This is a genomic window from Enterobacter cloacae complex sp. CDL013, assembly GCF_049238805.1.
Lineage (GTDB): Bacteria > Pseudomonadota > Gammaproteobacteria > Enterobacterales > Enterobacteriaceae > Enterobacter > Enterobacter hormaechei_C.
The window spans coordinates 50,992-68,689 of sequence record NZ_JBMKGT010000012.1 but is presented as its reverse complement, the minus strand read 5'-3'; the positions used below and the strand labels follow the sequence as shown (position 1 = coordinate 68,689).

Below are 17,698 nucleotides of genomic sequence, written 5' to 3'. Positions count from 1 at the left end.
GTCATGAGTACACTTGAACCTCCAGCCCGCGTCAAAAAACCGGGCGATTTCGCGCTCTGGCTGGCGCGCATACAGATGGCGCATGGCCGCAAGCTGGTCATCGCCATGCCCTATATCTGGCTGATCCTGCTGTTTCTGCTGCCGTTCCTGATCGTCTTTAAGATCAGCCTGGCGGAGATGGCGCGGGCGATCCCACCGTATACCGATCTGTGGGAGTGGGCCGACGGGCAGCTGACGCTGACCGTAAACCTCGGTAATTTCCTGCAACTGACCGACGATCCGCTCTATTTCGAAGCCTATTTGCAGTCGTTACAGGTTGCGGCTATTTCTACGATCTGCTGCTTGTTGATGGGCTACCCGCTGGCGTGGGCAGTGGCGCACAGCAAGCCGTCGACGCGAAATATTTTACTGCTGTTGGTCATTTTACCGTCGTGGACGTCGTTCCTGATCCGCGTGTACGCGTGGATGGGGATCCTGAAGAATAACGGCATACTGAATAACTTCCTGCTGTGGCTTGAGGTGATCGACCAGCCGCTGACGATCCTGCATACCAACCTTGCGGTGTATATCGGGATTGTCTATGCCTATCTGCCGTTTATGGTGCTGCCGATCTATACGGCGCTGACGCGTATTGATTACTCGCTGGTGGAAGCCTCGCTGGATCTCGGCGCACGCCCGTTGAAGACTTTCTTCAGCGTCATTGTGCCCCTCACCAAAGGCGGGATCATCGCCGGATCGATGCTGGTGTTTATCCCGGCTGTCGGGGAGTTTGTGATCCCGGAACTGCTCGGCGGCCCGGACAGCATCATGATTGGCCGCGTGCTATGGCAGGAGTTCTTCAATAACCGCGACTGGCCGGTGGCCTCGGCGGTGGCGATCGTCATGTTACTGCTGCTGATCGTGCCGATCATGTGGTTCCATAAACATCAGCAGAAACAGATGGGAGACCACGGATGAACAACTTACCGGTAGTACGCTCCCCGTGGCGAATTGCGATCCTGATTATCGGCTTTACCTTCCTTTATGCGCCGATGCTGATGCTGGTGATCTACTCGTTCAACAGCTCTAAGCTGGTCACCGTCTGGGCGGGCTGGTCGACGCGCTGGTACAGCGAGCTGTTCCACGATGATGCGATGATGAGCGCGGTGGGGCTGAGCCTGACCATTGCGGCGCTGGCGGCGACGATGGCCTGCGTGCTGGGCACGATTGCCGCGCTGGTGATGGTGCGCTTTGGCCGTTTCCGCGGGGCAAATGGTTTTGCGTTTATGATCACCGCCCCGCTGGTCATGCCGGACGTGATCACCGGGCTGTCGCTGCTGCTGCTGTTTGTCGCGTTGGCGCACGCCATCGGCTGGCCAGCGGATCGCGGGATGCTCACCATCTGGCTGGCGCACGTCACCTTCTGTACGGCATATGTGGCGGTGGTCATCTCCTCGCGGCTGCGCGAGCTGGATCGCTCCATTGAAGAGGCGGCGATGGATCTCGGCGCCACGCCGCTGAAGGTCTTTTTCATCATCACGCTGCCGATGATTATGCCGGCGGTGATCTCCGGCTGGCTGCTGGCGTTCACGCTCTCGCTCGACGATCTGGTTATCGCCAGCTTTGTGTCGGGACCGGGCGCGACGACGCTGCCGATGCTGGTCTTCTCCAGCGTGCGGATGGGGGTGAATCCGGAGATCAACGCCCTGGCCTCCATCATCCTTGGCGTGGTCGGAATTGTCGGATTTATCGCCTGGTATTTGATGGCGCGCGCGGAAAAACAGCGTGTGCGCGATATCCAGCGTGCAAGACGCGGCTGAAGGAATTACTATTTCCAGTGATGTGCCGCGTATGACGCGGCACTGTTTTTCAGGGAAGTAAAAACATTGGGATTCTTACAAAAAACACGTCATTCGCACGCCCGTCCGAACGTCCCTGCACTGGTGCAGGTGGCGGCGCTCGCCATTATTATGATCCGCTGTCTGGATGTGCTGATGATAATGAACACGCTGGGTCCGCGCGGAATGGGGGAATTTATTCACCGCAGCGCGCAGACTTGGAATCTGACGCTGGTGTTTCTCAGCAGCCTGATGCTGGTGTTTATTGAGATCTACTGTGCGTTCTCGCTGGTGAAAGGCCGTAACTGGGCGCGCTGGGTGTATCTGCTGACGCAGATCACCGCCGCAGGCTACCTGTGGGCCGCCTCGCTGGGCTATGGCTATCCGGAGCTGTTCAGCATACCCGGTGAGTCGCGACGTGAGATTTTCCATTCACTGGTGATGCAAAAACTGCCGGATATGCTGGTTCTGTTCCTGCTATTTGCACCAGCTTCGAGCCGGCGGTTCTTCCGCCTGCAATAATGTGTATAATCGCAGCCCTCTTGTTTCTTAAGGTTTTCATATGCAGTGCGCACTCTACGACGCCGGACGCTGCCGCTCCTGTCAGTGGATAGAACAGCCGGTCTCTCAACAACTCACCGCCAAAATGGCCAACCTGCAACAGCTGCTGGCAGCACACGCGGTGGGCGAGTGGTGCGCACCCGTCAGCGGCCCGGAGCAGGGCTTTCGCAATAAAGCCAAAATGGTGGTCAGCGGCAGCGTTGAAAAGCCGCTGCTGGGGATGCTGCACCGCGACGGTACGCCGGAAGATTTAACCGACTGCCCGCTGTATCCCGCCTCGTTTGAGCCGGTGTTTAGCGCTCTGAAACCGTTTATCGCCCGGGCGGGGTTAACGCCCTATAACGTTGCCCGCAGGCGCGGCGAGCTGAAATACCTTCTGCTGACCGAAAGCCAGATCGACGGCGGGATGATGCTGCGCTTTGTGCTGCGTTCGGAAACCAAACTAGAGCAGCTGCGCGCGGCACTTCCGGGATTGCAGCAACAGCTTCCGCAGCTCAAGGTTATCACCGCAAATATTCAGCCGGTGCATATGGCGATCATGGAAGGGGAGAAAGAGATCTTCTTCACCGAACAGCATGCGCTGGAGGAGCGTTTTAACGGCGTGCCGCTGTGGATCCGTCCGCAAAGCTTCTTTCAGACTAACCCCACCGTCGCCAGCGCGCTGTACACCACCGCGCGCGACTGGGTGCGTGCGTTACAGGTTCATCACATGTGGGATCTGTTCTGCGGCGTCGGCGGCTTTGGCCTGCACTGTGCCACGCCAGACATGCAGCTCACCGGCATTGAGATCTCCGCCGAAGCGATTGCCTGCGCGAAGCAGTCCGCCGCGGAGCTGGGGCTGACGAATCTGCACTTCCAGGCGCTGGACTCCACGCAGTTCGCGACCGGGCAGGGCAACGTGCCGGAGCTGGTGCTGGTGAACCCGCCGCGCCGGGGCATCGGCCAGGCGCTCTGCGACTACCTGAGCCAGATGGCGCCGGAGTACATCGTCTACTCCAGCTGTAACGCGCAGACCATGGCGAAGGATATCGCCAGCCTGCCGGGCTACCGCATCGCGCGCGTTCAGCTTTTCGATATGTTCCCCCATACCGCCCATTATGAAGTGTTGACGTTGTTAACCAAAGCGTAGGCCGGGTAAGGCGAAGCCGCCCCCCGGCATAAACCCCACACAATGTTCAACAAAATGTGAACTCTTCCCCCGCTCGAAATCAGGTAAGCTTACGACATAACAAATGATTGAAGGCTTACCCATGAAGCAGATCCTGCTGGTAGAAGATGACCACGATATCGCGGCACTCCTGCGTCTTAACCTGGAAGATGAAGGCTACGCCATTACCCACGAGCCCGACGGGGGCAACGCCTTACAGCGTCTTGAAACACAGCCGTGGGACGCGGTGATCCTCGATCTGATGCTGCCGAATGTTGATGGTCTGGAGATTTGCCGCCGTATCCGCCAGATGACCCGTTACCTGCCCATTATCATCATTAGCGCCCGCAGCAGTGAAACTGACCGTATTACCGGCCTGGAAACCGGGGCGGATGATTATCTGGCAAAACCTTTCTCGGTGCAGGAGCTGATTGCCCGCATTAAGGCGCTGTTCCGCCGACAGCAGGCGATGGGCCAGGCGCAGACGGACGGCATTATTCAGGCGCACGGTCTGACTATCGATCCGCTGGCGCGCACCGTGCGTCTTAACGGTCAACACGTCGATCTCACTCCGCGTGAATTTGAACTGCTCTATTTTTTTGCTCGCCATCCTGGAGAGGTCTTTTCACGTCTGGCATTGCTGGAGCAGGTGTGGGGGTATCAGCACGAAGGCTACGAACACACCGTCAACACCCATATTAACCGCCTGCGCATCAAAATAGAAAAAGATGCCGCCGAGCCGGAGATCGTTCGCACCGTCTGGGGCAAAGGCTACAAATTCGCGGAGCAGAATCATGATGCGTCGCTTTAGCCTGAGCCAGCGCCTGACGCTGCTGTTTACGGTGTTACTGCTGCTCTGCGCCACCGTCGCCTGTGCGGTGCAGCTCTACAGTAGCATGCAGTACGGCAACGCGATGGTGCAGCGGCTCTCCGGCGGGCTGGCGCAGCAGATTGTGCAGCGGGAAGCGATTCTGGATTCGCAGGGCAGGGTGGATCGCAGCGCCTTAAAACCGCTGTTCGACCGGCTGATGACCTTTAATCCGAGCGTCGAGCTGTATGTTGTCTCGCCTGATGGCGATATCCTGGCCGATGCCGCCCCGCCGGGGCACATTCAGCGGCAAAAAATTGACCTCGCGCCGATACAGAATTTCCTGAGCGGGAAGGTGATGCCGGTGTTTGGCGACGATCCCCGAAGCCAGAATAAGAAAGTCTTCAGCGCCACCCCGCTGCGGCAGGACGGCGAGCTGAAGGGGTATCTGTACATTATTTTGCAGGGGGAAGAGTCCAACGCGCTGGCGGAGATGGCCTGGCACAAAGCGCTCTGGAGTACGGCGCTGTGGTCGATGCTGCTGGTGGCGCTGTTTGGTCTGCTGGCGGGGGTGCTGCTCTGGTACTGGGTGACGCGCCCGGTTAAAGAGCTCACGCTGGACGTGGCCGGGCTGGAGCAGGACAGCATCAGCGCGATTAAGCAGCTGGCGGCCCAGCCGCTTGAGCCTGCCGGCCAGGATGAAGTGGCGATCCTGCGCAATACCTTTATCGAGCTGGCGCGCAAAATCACCTCTCAGTGGGATCGGCTGGCCGACAGCGACCGCCAGCGCCGGGAGTTTATCGCCAACATTTCGCACGACTTACGCACCCCGCTGACGTCGCTGCTGGGTTATCTGGAAACGCTGTCGCTCAAATCCGCCACGCTGTCGCCGCAGGAGCATCAGCAGTACCTCGCTACCGCGCTGCGTCAGGGGCAAAAGGTACGCCATCTGTCGCAGCAGCTGTTCGAGCTGGCGCGTCTTGAGCACGGCGGCATCAAGCCCCAGCGCGAGCGTTTTGCCATGGCTGAACTGATTTCCGACGTGGCGCAGAAGTTTGAGCTTACCGCCCGCACGCGCGAGGTGAACCTGCGTATTGATGTGCCGGGGCGATTGCCGCTGGTGAACGCCGACGTGTCGATGATCGAGCGCGTGGTCACTAACCTTCTGGATAACGCCATCCGTCATACGCCGAGCGGCGGAGAAATTCGTCTGGCGGTCTGGCAGGAGAATGAACGACTTCAGGTCGAAGTGGCAGACGATGGTACGGGCGTAGATGCCTCGCTGCGCGACGATTTGTTCCAGCGGCCTTCAGCGTTAAATCCTCAGGCGTCGCGAGAGAACCGTGGGGGATTAGGGCTGTTAATCGTGAAGAGAATGCTGGAGCTGCACGGCGGTGGGATCAGGCTGATGGAGTCCGTGAGCGGGGCGCGGTTCAGGTTCTTTGTACCGCTATGAGAAATTGCCGGGTGGCGCTGCGCTTATCCGGCCTACAGACCACCCCCGCAGGCCAGACCACCCGGCAAAAAGAGATTACTGAGGGAACCACTGCTCGCTGATTTTCTGGTACGTACCGTCAGCTTTGATCGCTTTCAGCGCGCCGTTCAGTTTCTCAAGCAGAGCCTTGTTATCCGGACGCACGGCAATACCGAGGCCGGTGCCGAAATACTGCGGATCGGTCACTTTCTCCGTCGCTGTACCCAGCTGCGGGTTGGTTTTCAGCCACTCATTCACGACTGCGGTGTCGCCAAATACGCCATCGATACGGCCATTTTTCAGGTCGATAATGGCATTCTGGTAGCTGTCGTAGGCCACGGTTTTCACTTCAGGATGCTTGTCCTGGAGGTATTTCTGGTGCGTGGTGCCGTTCTCCATGCCGATGCGCTTGCCTTTCAGCTCGTCGAAAGATTTATAAGCTCCTTTCTTCGCAATCACCACCGCAGAGTTCGCGTAGTACGGGTCGGTGAACGCGACCTGCTTGCTGCGCTCTGGCGTAATGTCCATGCCGGAGATCACCGCATCGTATTTTTTAAATTTCAGGGACGGGATCAGGCTGTCAAACGCGTGGTTAGTAAAGGTGCAGTCGGCCTGCATCTGTTTGCACAGCGCTTTCGCCAGGTCAATGTCGAAACCGACGATCTGGTTGCTGGCATCCAGCGATTCAAACGGCGGATAGGTGGCAGAAACGCCAAAATTGATTTTATCGGCGGCGGATGCGCCAGCGGCGAAGGTTGCGAGTAATGCGGCCAGAACTAACTTTTTCATTGTAATGCTCCCGTCTGTCTTATTGATGCGCCGTGTCTGCGGCCTGGATGTACAATGCCAGTTAATGAATTTATATGCAATAAAAATGATTAAGTATTATTTCAATCACAAAAAAAAGCGGATAACCCATCAGGTTACCCGCTCCATGAATACCGTTTTATGCATTTGCGTGGTTAATTCCTGCGCTCAAACGCTAACGCCTTACGCTCGATAAGACGCATCATCAGCGTCAGCAGACCGTTGACCACCAGATAGACCAGACCCGCCGCACCGAACACCATTACGTCGTAGGTGCGTCCGTACAGCAGCTGTCCGTGGCCCATCACTTCCATCAGGGTGATGGTGTAGGCCAGTGAGGTGCTTTTGAACACCAGAACGACTTCGTTGGAATAGGAAGAGAGCGCGCGCTTAAAGGCATAGGGCAGCAGGATCGCCAGCGTATCCTTCTTGCTCATGCCCAGCGCTCCGCAGGACTGCCACTGGCCTTCCGGGATCGCGCGAATGGCACCGTAGAACAGCTGCGTGGTGTAGGCGGCGCTGTTCAGCGAGAGGGCAATCAGGGCGCAGAGCCACGGTTCAGAGAGCAGGTGCCAGATCACCGGGTATTCCTGTAACGACGGGAACTGCCCCGGGCCGTAGTAAATCAGGAAAATTTGCACCAGCAGCGGCGTACCGGTAAAGAGCGTAATGTAGCCACGTACAATCCACACCAGCACTGGCGTTTTCAGCGTCAGGACGATGGTGAAGATCAGCGCCAGGATCAGCGCCACGATGATAGACGCGACGGTCAGCGTCAGGCTGGTGTGCAGCCCTTTCATCAGTTCGGGTAAATAATCCAGCATCAGCCTGGTCTCCGTTCAAAACGCGTTGCGCGCAGGTCAATACGCTTCAGAACGTACTGGCTCAGCAACGTGATCACCAGGTAGATTGCCGCCGCGACGATGTACCAGGTAAACGGCTCCTGCGTACGGGTGGCGATACTTTTGGTTTGCAGCATCAAATCGTTCACGCTGATCAGGCTTACCAGCGCGGTATCTTTCAGCAGTACCAGCCACTGATTACCCAGCCCTGGCAGGGCATGACGCCACATCTGCGGCATCACCAGGCGGAAGAAGATCGCCGCTTTCGACAGGCCCAGCGCCTGACCGGATTCCCACTGACCCTGTGGCACCGCTTTCAGCGCGCCGCGCAGCGTTTGCGACGCATAGGCTGAATAGAGCAGGGAGAGCGCAATCACGCCGCACAGGAACGGGCTGACGTCGAAGTTCTCGATCTGCATCTGCACCGGGATTTGCGCAAAGCCGAGATTAATCGTGAAGCCGTCCGACAGCGTTAACAGCAGCTGTGAGGAGCCGAAATAGATAAACAGGACCACCAGAATTTCCGGGAGTCCACGCAGCACAGTCACCAGCGCTGAACCGAGCCATGCGACAGGGCGCCACTTAACGGACTCCCACACCGCAAAGAACATCGCCAGTACGAGGCCGATAATCAGTGCACAAACGGCAAGGCCGACGGTCATCCCGGCGGCGCTTGCTAAAGGAAAAATTTCATTCATCAGGAATTACTTCTGGAACCATTTTTTGTAGATGGTTTCGTAGGTGCCGTCTTTCTTCACTTTTTCCAGCGCAGCGTTGAATTTCTGCTGCAACTCGGTGTTGCCCTGACGTACGGCAATACCCAGACCTGTACCGAAGTAGTCTTTATCGGTCACCTTGTCACCCACGGCAGCCAGCTTGTCGTTCGCTTTCAGCCATTCAGTCACGACAGCCGTATCCCCGAACACCGCATCGATACGACCGTTTTGCAGGTCCAGTTTCGCATTCTGGTAGCTGTCATACGGCACGGTGGTGATTTCCGGGTGCTTATCCATGATGAATTTCTGGTGCGTGGTGCCGTTCTGCACGCCGACTTTCTTGCCTTTCAGCAGGTCAACGGAGGCGTATTTACCTTTCTGACCGATGAACAGCGCCGAGTTGTCGTAGTAAGGGGTGGTGAACAGAACCTGCTTCTCACGCTCCGGTGTGATGTCCATACCGGCCATTACGGCGTCGATACGGCGGAACTTCAGGCTTGGGATCAGGCTGTCGAACGCCTGGTTGCTGAAGGTACAGGTCGCGTCGATCTCTTTACACAGGGCATTTGCCAGGTCCACGTCGAAGCCAACAATCTTGTTGTTCGCATCAATGGATTCAAACGGAGGGTAGGACGCTTCAGTGGCGAAACGGATGGTCTGGGCTGCGGTAGCGGAAAGGCTGACGCTAGCAAGCAGCGCGGCAATCAATACTTTTTTCATTATAATTTCCCTAACACATCAGTGTGATAAGTAGTTTTTGAAGGCATCGGTTTGCGGGTTAGTGAAGCAGCTCGCGTCACCCTGCTCAACGATATACCCGTTTTCCATATAGACCACGCGGCTGGCGGTTTTGCGCGCCACTTCCACCTCGTGGGTCACGATGACCTGGGTAATGTTGGTTTCCGCCAGCTCACGAATGATACTCACGATCTGGGCAGTAATTTCCGGGTCCAGCGCCGCGGTCGGCTCATCGAACAGCAGCACCGCTGGCTCCATCATCAGCGCACGGGCGATCGCCACACGCTGTTGCTGACCACCAGAGAGATGCAGAGGATAACGGTCGCTGTACGGTTTCAGACGCAGACGTTCCAGCAGCTTTTCAGCGCGCGCCATCGCCTGGTCTTTGCTTAAGCCAAGCACGCGGCACGGGGCTTCAATCAGGTTTTGCACCACCGTCAGATGCGGCCAGAGATTGTATTGCTGGAAAACCATGCCCACGTTTTGACGCAGTTCACGAATCGCTTTATCAGAAGGGGTATTCGCGAAGTCAAAATGGTTACCGGCGATGGCCAGCGTTCCCGAACGGGGCATTTCAAGCAGATTTAAAACACGCAGAAGGGAGCTTTTTCCCGCGCCGCTTGGGCCAAGCAAAACCAGCGTTTCGCCCTCCGGGCAACTCAGCGTAATGTCGAACAGCGCCTGGTGTGCGCCGTAGAAGCAGTTAATGCCGTTTAGTTTAATACTCATCGGGGCAGTCTTTACTCATCCAGGCAAACTATAGCAATTGAGGCCGCAGATAGTACCGTTGACAGAATAGTTATGCAATATTTATGCGTTAAAAGTTAAATATAACCCGTGTTTACTCTTAAACATAGCACAAAATAGCGACGGGAAAGGGGGGCGAGTATAAATGTCGGCATTCCGCCTGAAATGCCGGACATTTTACGGGGTTAACGTTTATTTAACGGATGCGTTAGCGGTTCTCAATCGACTGGCGAAGGGTGCCTGCCGGGGCATGAACGCTGCCGCCAATGTAGCGTACATCATCTACTGCCCAGCACTGGCCTTCACGGATCATCAGCACCTCATCCTGCCAGGTTTGCGTCCCCTGGGTTAGCTTCACGCGCAGGGGAATATTGCGTGCGTCGGTATTTGGAATGGTGGATGCGCTGGCGACGTCGGCGCTGTCCGGCAGCGTGGCGCGGCTTGAGAACGGATCGGATGACAGCAGGGCGTTATGCTGCGGATCGCGCGAAGCGTCGGTGAGCAGTTTCGCCAGATTATCGCTCAGGTACGGGCGCAGGGCGGTCAGGTCATTACCGCGATGCTGAATACGGTAATCATAAAATTGTTGCGCCACGGCGTCCGGGCCACCCTCAATACAAGGGCCGCTGCGGGTTCCGATATCCTTAAAGGCTGGCGTGACCGGCGTTGTGCAGGCGCTGAGCACCAGCGCGCATGGCACTAAAAGCGTTAAAGCAGAGTAGCGCATGTTGATTTCCTTATTTATTAACTATCCTTTCAATCATAGCGTAACGAACCGATAATGCAGTTGCTAACGCATTGAACGCTAAAGAAGGAGAGAAAGTATGCAGTTTTCAACAACGCCAACCCTGGAAGGTCAACCGATTACCGAGTACTGCGGCGTGGTCACCGGTGAGGCGATTCTGGGCGCGAACATATTCCGGGACTTCTTTGCCGACATTCGGGATATCGTCGGGGGTCGCTCCGGCGCGTACGAGAAAGAGCTGCGTAAAGCGCGTGACATTGCGTTTAAGGAGCTGGGCGAGCAGGCCAAAGCGCTGGGCGCGGATGCGGTGGTAGGTATTGATATCGACTACGAAACGGTCGGGAAAGATGCCAGCATGCTGATGGTGAGCGTAAGCGGTACGGCGGTGAAAACCCGTCGATGAAGCGTTCGCTCTCAACCCTCCTGCTGGCGATATTGCTGGCAGGATGCGCCTCGGAAGAGGGCATCGTTGATAAAGGCGCGTACGAGCTGGATACGCGCCATCAGGCGCAGGCGGCCTACCCGCGTATAAAGGTGCTGGTTATTCACTACACCGCCGACGATTTCGACACCTCGCTTGCGACCCTGACCGATAAAAACGTCAGCTCTCACTATCTCATTCCCGCAAAGCCCCCAGCTCCACAGGGCAAACCGCGTATCTGGCAGCTGGTCCCGGAGAGCGAGCTGGCCTGGCATGCGGGCATCAGCTTCTGGCGTGGCACCAACCGCATAAATGATACCTCCGTCGGCATTGAGCTGGAAAACCGCGGCTGGCGGCAAACCGATGGCGTGAAAACCTTTACCCCCTTCGAACCGGGGCAAATTGCGGCGCTGATCCCGCTTGCCAGAGATATCATCGCCCGCTACGACATAAAACCGCAGAACGTGGTGGCACACTCGGATATCGCCCCGCAGCGCAAAGACGATCCTGGCCCGATGTTTCCGTGGCGCGAGCTGGCGCAGCAGGGTATCGGGGCCTGGCCCGATCCGGCGCGGGTGAATTTTTATATCAACGGCCGACCGCATTATCAGCAGGTTGATACCGCAGCGCTGCTCGATCTGCTGGCGCGCTACGGTTACGAGGTGCCAGAAAACAGCACGCCCGCACAGCAAAAACGCATCATCATGGTTTTCCAGATGCATTTCCGCCCGCAGTTATGGAATGGCGTAGCGGATGTGGAAACCATGGCGATTGCCGAAGCACTTTTAGAGAAATACGGGCAGGGGTAAACCTTCGGATTACCCCCGAGTGAGTATATTTTCTTAAGTTTCTATCAGATTAATCCTAAGTACAAACTCATTTCATTTTTAGTTAATTGACTTAAAATTATCCCGATTTAAGATGGACACATAGCGCGCTAAGTAATGTAGCGAATTAATCAAAAACTTTACTCTTTTATTTTTATTCTTGAGATTTTCATCAGGTAAAAATTTATGGTTCGGCGTAAATGCCGCGGCCATCTTATTTTAAAAAATCACATCTTAAATCGGGTATAACAATGTTAAGCATCTATGGAAAAAAATTACGTCCACAATATGAAATGGAAAGAATTATTTCTGCAACCGCAGGCGTTGAAGAAAAAACGTTAAAGAAATGGCAGAAAATTTCCACTACTGATTCCGGTTACATTCATGTCATCGTCAGCGGCGAAGTCGAATTTCGACGTGAATCTGACGAACTGTGCATGTTTACTGTCACCGGACAATGCCTTTTCGGCCTATCGTCAATGTATTACAACGCCACCCATATGTACGGCCTTGTCCGGACGAATACGGTCGTTCGCTCGATCAAGAAAGAGGTCTTCGCCCAGCTGATGACCGAAAAAAATCTGTGGCCTGACCTGACCAAAGTCCTTTCCTGGTACATATGCGTGATGAGCAAACGTGATGATGTTCTGGTTGCCCGCAGTGCGTATTCTGTTGTTCGTGAATTTTTATATGAGATTAACGATCTGACTGTTCATCAGCAACGTGATATTAACGTTTATGATTACATTCAGGAATACACTAACCTCGCACGTAGTACTATTATCAAAATCCTCTCCGATCTGAAAAAAGGTCATTATATTGTGGTGGAAAAAGGTCGATTGCTTAACCTCACCGCACTGCCTGAAAAATATTAATACCTACTCCCGCCGTTCTCCTTTCTCACTCAAAGGAGAACGGTTATTTCCACTGTTTTTTACACTCGCTTGTGAATTATCCTGCGTTTCGTCAACCGGCGGCGCGGGAATTTTTCCTTGAGAATAATCCTGCTCCTGCTCTTTTAATGCCTGCTTAAATAATTCCGTTAATGATGACTCTTCACTGCTCGTGCTGGCGGGGGCGATATCGTGCTCATGCGCCTCGGTTCCGGGTAAGGTATCCCGCGAGGTATCGTGCGGCACCGCGCCCTCGGGCGCCTGCTGCCAGTCGGCATCATCACTGCTGATCGGCAGATCCTGCATCGGTGGAACATCAACATGCACTGGCGCAACTTTAGGCTGCGGATGCGGGAACGGTTTACTCACGTACACGTAATGCATTTCCGAAAGCTGCGTTTCCGGTTTGGCAACGCTGGCGTTGATCGGTTCAGGTGCCGGGTGGCGCAGGTTCCAGTAGACGTGCATATACAGGCCGACAACCAGCATGGCGCAAAGGCCGACCAGCCATAACGCTGTTTTGCCGAATACGTTTTTCAGGCTGGGGAGGCGGTACGAAAACCAGACCGCTTCCCCGGTTGTATAGCTGCGCTGAGCCGCAAGGCAGATGGTCGACATTAGGCTTTCTTCTCCTGCATTTTTGCGTCCGGGGTGGTGCGGGTTGCCTGAATCAGTACGCCCGGCGTGCTGTTGGTCACGCGCATCAGCTGCATCAGCGTTTCTTCACCGGGGATGCCATCCACGTGCAGATGCATTTTTTGCTGGAACTCGCGGGTGCGTTTCATCATTTCTGCGGTCCAGATCCGGGCATGCGTTTCGGGCTGGCTCAACGCGATGCTTAACTGCTGATCGAGCCAGACCATGTCTTTGCTGTCGCTGGCCGTGCCGATCGCGTCTTTTCCTTCCGGTGTCAGGCGGTGCAACTGGGTGAAGTTGCCGGTCGCATGCCGGTTAAACCAGCTGCGGCTTACCTGCCAGGTCCGGTTATTCATTAACAAGTCAATTGATGTATCTCCGACCCTGGCGACCACTGCATAGTTAAGGTGACCGCTGGTTTTCAGCTCACTGACCCACGGATACCCTTCCTGCGCCAGCGTCTGCGGGGACGCGTTCCCCTGTTTACACATCAGGTTCACTTTAGCGGCGTTCTGGCACAGCGCATCGTCGGCCGAGGCGTCATACCCCCACATGAGATAAAGCTGATGCATCGCATCCGGCTGATTAACTATTTCGTTGTCGATAACCGGCACTACGGCTGCCTCAGGTTTTGGCGTCTGCTGTTTCCAGCTGACGGGTACCGGCAGCTGGATCGGCAGGCGCGCGCCGATCGACGAGGTAAAATACCAGCCGCAGGCGGCAAACAGCACGGACGCAAACAGCCCCACGGTTGCCAGGCGCTTACCGTGTTTTTTGGCGGGCAGGATCTCTCCCGCCGCCAGACGTAAATGGCGTGGGCTGACCTGCGCCGCGCGTTCCGTCCAGGCGGCGAGCATTGACAGGTGTGCCAGCGCGTTCAGTTTGCTGATGTTGCCTTTGGTCAGCGTGTGCATTTTGCGCACGCGGGCAGGCGGCAACGGCGAATGTTCACAGTCGTGTTCTTCGCACTGCGCCTGCACATAGCTCAGGTATTCGCGGCAGGTGAGGGGGCGCAGGACATGATGTGTGTGCGTATATTCGCGCAGTTCAGGTTGCTTTAGCAGGCGTTCCTGCTCCGCAGCACCCGTCAGCACCACGGCGAGCCGGAAGTTCAGCTCCTGGGCGCGCGTGAGCAGCGTTCCCAGGACTTCACGGCAGCTCTCCTTCATGGCTTCGGAATGGGCGATCGTCAGCACTCTGGATTTTGCTTTCCCCTCCTGCCACTGGCGCAGGACGGCATCCACCGCCTGCATGCGATCTTTAATCGCTTTCGTTCCCGGGTTGAGTTTGTACAGCAGGCTACTGGCACTCAGTTTGGGAAACGCGTTGATGGCAATAACGGTATTGCTGCTGGCTTTCAGCGCGTCGATGAAGTGGCTCAGAAGCGGAGCGTCGTCGCAAAAAAGCCCGATAATACCCGCCAGCTGGGTTTTCTCTTTCAGCAGGTTGAACACGTCCTGATGATAAGGCACCAGAAAATCACCGGATAAACGGGTGATTGTCCTGAATGGCGGATTTTTAAAATTAAAGTGGCTCTGATACATAACGACTGACCGTCTCTGATTAGGAATAGCAACAGCAGCAGAAAGTAAGGTAATGCCCCTGAGCGGTCAATTTGCAGACAGGGTAAAAATATCCAGCTGGCCGCGCCTAACATCTGGATTTTATACGGTCAATATTTTTCTGTATGAAAGTTGGTGGCGAAGTCAGTGGTCGTATTTGCAACAGCTTATTACTATTTTCCTCCATATTGGCGCAGTATGACGCTGCTTATTTTTGCTTTGCTATAGGCCGGATAAAAAATGAGGTTCTCATTTCTGTCACGGTGGATAACGCCTTGTATTATGTTTGCGCTGCTCATTTTTAGCGGCCAGCAAGGGTATCTCACCTTAAAAGATTATAAAAAAGTTACGAATAAGTTGGCTAAAGCTGATCTACAGCCGCTGAAAAAAACGCGCGAAGATAAACCCTTCACGCTTTTTACGGCTGCCGTCCGTCAGGAGAACTTAGCGGATGCGGCAAAAGCCCCGCTGGCAGCGGAGATAGAGGGCATTGTGCGCAGTGATGACGCCTGGCTCTCCTTTGCTGTTATCAAAACCCCAGGCGGTCAGCGAAGCTACCGTGAGGGTGAACCTCTCGCCGGATTTAACGACGCATTTATTCAGGAAATAAACAAAGATAATGTGGTGGTTAATTATGAAGGTGCTACGCAGGTACTGGCGTTAAATAAACCGGACTATTTTAAGGGGGGCGTGGATAGCGGCCCGGTTACAAAATCGACGAAAGATGCTGGCGCAGAAAGTTTGCATCTTGATGATTATCTGGTGTTAAAACCCATCATTGAAAAAGGCCGACTGGAAGGCTACAGGATAAATCCAAGGAATGCCTCCGCCTTTTACAGTCAGTCAGGTCTGGAAAAAGGCGATGTGGCGGTTCAGGTTAACTCTGTCGATATGACCGATGAAGCAAAAGCGAAAAGCATTATTGCCAACTGGTCGAAAATGAAAGAAGCGGATGTCGTCGTGCGGCGTCACGCTCACCTTGAAAATATTCGGGTTAATGTTCTAAACAATTAACAAGTGTGCAGACATGAAAAAATTTCCCTGGGCGTGCGTGGCGCTGACCGCATTGTCGTTATATTCCAGTTCGCTGCTTGCAGCTAACTTTAGCGCGAGTTTTAAAAATACTGATATTCGCGAGTTTATCGATACGGTAGGCCGCAATCTCAACAAAACCATTCTGGTCGACCCGTCCGTCCAGGGCACCGTCTCGGTCCGAACCTACAACGTGCTGACGGAAGATGAGTACTACCAATTCTTTCTGAGCGTGCTGGATCTCTACGGCCTGTCGGTGATCCCGTTGGACAACGGCATGGTCAAAGTGGTGCGCTCAAGCGTGGCGCGTACCGCCGGTGCGCCGCTGGCAGACAGCAAGAACCCGGGCAAAGGTGATGAGATCATCACCCGCGTGGTGCGCATGGAAAACGTACCCGTTCGCGAGCTGGCCCCGCTGCTGCGTCAGCTCAACGATGCCACTGGCATCGGGAACGTGGTGCACTTTGAGCCGTCCAACGTCCTGCTGTTAACCGGTAAAGCCTCGGTGGTGAACCGCCTGGTGGATCTGGTGCAGCGCGTCGATAAAGACGGTATTCAGCGCCGCGAAATCATCCCGCTGCGCTTTGCCTCTGCCAAAGAACTTTCGGATATGTTGAACAACCTCAACAACGAAGAGCAGAAAGGGCAGAACGCGCCACAGCTGGCGACCAAGGTGGTGGCGGATGACGAAACCAACAGCCTGGTGATCAGCGGTTCGGAAGATGCGCGCGCGCGTACCCGTTCCCTTATCCATCAGCTGGATCGCGAGCAGAATAACGAGGGGAACACCCGCGTCTTCTACCTCAAATATGCCAGCGCCACCAAAGTGGTGCCGGTGCTGACCGGGATTGGCGAGCAGCTGAAAGATAAGCCGGGCGCGGCCAAAGCGAAAACCGCGAGCGCCTCAACCGATCTGAATATCACCGCCGACGAGTCAACCAACTCCCTGGTGATCACTGCGCAGCCTAATGTGATGAACTCCCTGGAGAAGGTGATCGACAAGCTGGATATTCGCCGTCCGCAGGTGCTGGTGGAAGCGATCATTGCCGAAGTGCAGGACGGCAACGGCCTGGATCTTGGGGTGCAGTGGACCAGCAAGCACGGCGGCGTGCAGTTTGGCGCTACCGGCCTGCCAATCAGCCAGATTAAAAATGGCACCATGAAAGGGGCGAGCTTCACGGGCCTTGCGACCGGCTTCTTTAACGGTGATTTCGGTGCGCTGATGACCGCGCTCTCCACCAACGGCAAAAACGACATCCTCTCCACGCCAAGCGTGGTCACGCTGGATAACAAAGAAGCGTCATTCAACGTAGGTCAGGATGTGCCGGTGCTTTCCGGTTCGCAAACCACCAGCGGCGACAACGTGTTTAACTCCGTTGAGCGTAAAACCGTCGGTACCAAGCTGAAGATTGTGCCGCAAATCAACGATGGCGACATGATCCACCTGAAGATTGAGCAGGAAGTGTCCAGCGTTGACAACAGCGCGACGGAAGATTCCAGCCTCGGCCCAACCTTCAACACGCGCACGATCAATAACGAAGTGATGGTTCACAGTGGCCAGACGGTGGTGCTCGGCGGCCTGATGGAAAATGTGACCAAACAGTCCGTCTCCAAAGTGCCGCTGCTCGGCGATATCCCGCTGGTCGGGCAGCTGTTCCGCTACACCTCGCAGGATACCTCTAAACGCAACCTGATGGTGTTTATTCATACCACCGTCCTGCGTGACGACGACAACTACAGCGCAGCCTCGAAAGAGAAATATGACCAGATCCGGGTGCGCCAGATGCAGCGCGTGGAAGAGAAAAAGCTCGGTATTGTTGAGCCGAGCGACAACGCCGTCCTGCCCGCGTTTCCTTCAGCAAGCCCTCACGTCGCACCGGTGAAAACCTCCGCGGCACGCAATCCGTTTAAAGAGTAAGGCGGAG

General features: G+C 55.4%; 19 protein-coding genes. 11 read left to right on the top strand and 8 right to left on the bottom strand.

Features of this window, described 5'->3' with window-relative positions; genetic code table 11:
• Nucleotides 1–3 precede the first annotated feature (3 nt).
• The 6 genes from potH (at nt 4) to ACOTXD_RS20725 (ending at nt 5,789) form a co-directional block, all read left to right on the top strand.
• Nucleotides 4–957 carry a putrescine ABC transporter permease PotH gene (gene potH, locus ACOTXD_RS20750; RefSeq protein WP_061856322.1) on the top strand — a complete coding sequence of 318 codons (954 nt, stop codon included), beginning with the start codon at nt 4–6 and terminating at the stop codon, nt 955–957.
• Nucleotides 954–1,799 (top strand): putrescine ABC transporter permease PotI, encoded by an 846-nt coding sequence (potI, locus tag ACOTXD_RS20745; RefSeq protein WP_003858378.1) that lies wholly within the window; start codon nt 954–956, stop codon nt 1,797–1,799. The genes potH and potI overlap by 4 nt, the downstream gene beginning before the upstream one ends.
• A 42-nt stretch (nt 1,800–1,841) precedes the next feature.
• Nucleotides 1,842–2,339 (top strand): YbjO family protein, encoded by a 498-nt coding sequence (locus ACOTXD_RS20740; protein WP_086527936.1) that lies wholly within the window; start codon nt 1,842–1,844, stop codon nt 2,337–2,339.
• 40 nt (nt 2,340–2,379) lie between these two features.
• Nucleotides 2,380–3,507 (top strand): 23S rRNA (uracil(747)-C(5))-methyltransferase RlmC, encoded by a 1,128-nt coding sequence (gene rlmC, locus ACOTXD_RS20735; protein WP_045337503.1) that lies wholly within the window; start codon nt 2,380–2,382, stop codon nt 3,505–3,507.
• Nucleotides 3,508–3,628: 121 nt separating this feature from the next.
• Complete coding sequence (locus tag ACOTXD_RS20730; protein WP_022650690.1) at nt 3,629–4,336, top strand: response regulator transcription factor; 708 nt, start codon at nt 3,629–3,631, stop codon at nt 4,334–4,336.
• Nucleotides 4,320–5,789 carry a sensor histidine kinase gene (locus ACOTXD_RS20725; RefSeq protein ID WP_126501400.1) on the top strand — a complete coding sequence of 490 codons (1,470 nt, stop codon included), beginning with the start codon at nt 4,320–4,322 and terminating at the stop codon, nt 5,787–5,789. The genes ACOTXD_RS20730 and ACOTXD_RS20725 overlap by 17 nt, the downstream gene beginning before the upstream one ends.
• Nucleotides 5,790–5,864: 75 nt before the next feature.
• On the opposite strand, the gene artJ is transcribed toward ACOTXD_RS20725, so the two are convergent.
• The 6 genes from artJ to ACOTXD_RS20695 all read right to left on the bottom strand — a co-directional run bounded on the left by artJ (nt 5,865) and on the right by ACOTXD_RS20695 (nt 10,384).
• Nucleotides 5,865–6,596 carry an arginine ABC transporter substrate-binding protein ArtJ gene (artJ, locus tag ACOTXD_RS20720; RefSeq protein ID WP_015571008.1) on the bottom strand — a complete coding sequence of 244 codons (732 nt, stop codon included), beginning with the start codon at nt 6,594–6,596 and terminating at the stop codon, nt 5,865–5,867.
• A gap of 173 nt (nt 6,597–6,769) precedes the next feature.
• Nucleotides 6,770–7,438, bottom strand: coding sequence for an arginine ABC transporter permease ArtM (gene artM, locus ACOTXD_RS20715; RefSeq protein WP_003858369.1), 669 nt, complete (start codon nt 7,436–7,438; stop codon nt 6,770–6,772).
• Nucleotides 7,438–8,154 (bottom strand): arginine ABC transporter permease ArtQ, encoded by a 717-nt coding sequence (gene artQ, locus ACOTXD_RS20710; RefSeq protein ID WP_003858367.1) that lies wholly within the window; start codon nt 8,152–8,154, stop codon nt 7,438–7,440. The genes artM and artQ overlap by 1 nt, the downstream gene beginning before the upstream one ends.
• Before the next feature lie 6 nt (nt 8,155–8,160).
• On the bottom strand, nt 8,161–8,892 hold the full coding sequence (gene artI / locus ACOTXD_RS20705) for an arginine ABC transporter substrate-binding protein ArtI (RefSeq protein ID WP_006174322.1): 732 nt from the start codon (nt 8,890–8,892) through the stop codon (nt 8,161–8,163).
• Between the two features lie 18 nt (nt 8,893–8,910).
• Nucleotides 8,911–9,639 (bottom strand): arginine ABC transporter ATP-binding protein ArtP, encoded by a 729-nt coding sequence (gene artP, locus ACOTXD_RS20700; protein ID WP_048209030.1) that lies wholly within the window; start codon nt 9,637–9,639, stop codon nt 8,911–8,913.
• 226 nt (nt 9,640–9,865) lie between these two features.
• Nucleotides 9,866–10,384: a lipoprotein gene (locus ACOTXD_RS20695; RefSeq protein WP_023315717.1), complete on the bottom strand. Its 519-nt coding sequence runs from the start codon at nt 10,382–10,384 to the stop codon at nt 9,866–9,868.
• A gap of 97 nt (nt 10,385–10,481) precedes the next feature.
• Between ACOTXD_RS20695 and ACOTXD_RS20690 the strand changes: the two genes are divergently transcribed.
• The 3 genes from ACOTXD_RS20690 (at nt 10,482) to ACOTXD_RS20680 (ending at nt 12,525) form a co-directional block, all read left to right on the top strand.
• A complete protein-coding gene (locus tag ACOTXD_RS20690) occupies nt 10,482–10,805 on the top strand; it encodes a heavy metal-binding domain-containing protein (protein ID WP_061856325.1) in 324 nt (107 codons plus the stop codon).
• Nucleotides 10,802–11,632: an N-acetylmuramoyl-L-alanine amidase gene (locus ACOTXD_RS20685; RefSeq protein WP_022650694.1), complete on the top strand. Its 831-nt coding sequence runs from the start codon at nt 10,802–10,804 to the stop codon at nt 11,630–11,632. Before ACOTXD_RS20690 ends, ACOTXD_RS20685 begins: the two co-directional genes overlap by 4 nt.
• Nucleotides 11,633–11,901: 269 nt before the next feature.
• Complete coding sequence (locus tag ACOTXD_RS20680; protein WP_061856326.1) at nt 11,902–12,525, top strand: helix-turn-helix domain-containing protein; 624 nt, start codon at nt 11,902–11,904, stop codon at nt 12,523–12,525.
• A gap of 3 nt (nt 12,526–12,528) precedes the next feature.
• Here ACOTXD_RS20680 and ACOTXD_RS20675 read toward each other — a convergent pair whose 3' ends face one another.
• A complete protein-coding gene (locus ACOTXD_RS20675; protein ID WP_061856327.1) occupies nt 12,529–13,161 on the bottom strand; it encodes a hypothetical protein in 633 nt (210 codons plus the stop codon).
• A complete protein-coding gene (locus ACOTXD_RS20670; RefSeq protein ID WP_047053861.1) occupies nt 13,161–14,723 on the bottom strand; it encodes an ExeA family protein in 1,563 nt (520 codons plus the stop codon). Before ACOTXD_RS20670 ends, ACOTXD_RS20675 begins: the two co-directional genes overlap by 1 nt.
• Before the next feature lie 300 nt (nt 14,724–15,023).
• Here ACOTXD_RS20670 and gspC point away from each other — a divergent pair, with 300 nt between their 5' ends.
• Together gspC and gspD are read left to right on the top strand one after the other, a co-directional pair.
• Nucleotides 15,024–15,755, top strand: coding sequence for a type II secretion system protein GspC (gspC, locus tag ACOTXD_RS20665; protein WP_063855805.1), 732 nt, complete (start codon nt 15,024–15,026; stop codon nt 15,753–15,755).
• A gap of 13 nt (nt 15,756–15,768) precedes the next feature.
• Nucleotides 15,769–17,691, top strand: a complete 1,923-nt coding sequence (gene gspD, locus ACOTXD_RS20660; RefSeq protein ID WP_022650699.1) for a type II secretion system secretin GspD — start codon at nt 15,769–15,771, stop codon at nt 17,689–17,691.
• The last annotated feature ends 7 nt before the right edge of the window (nt 17,692–17,698 follow it).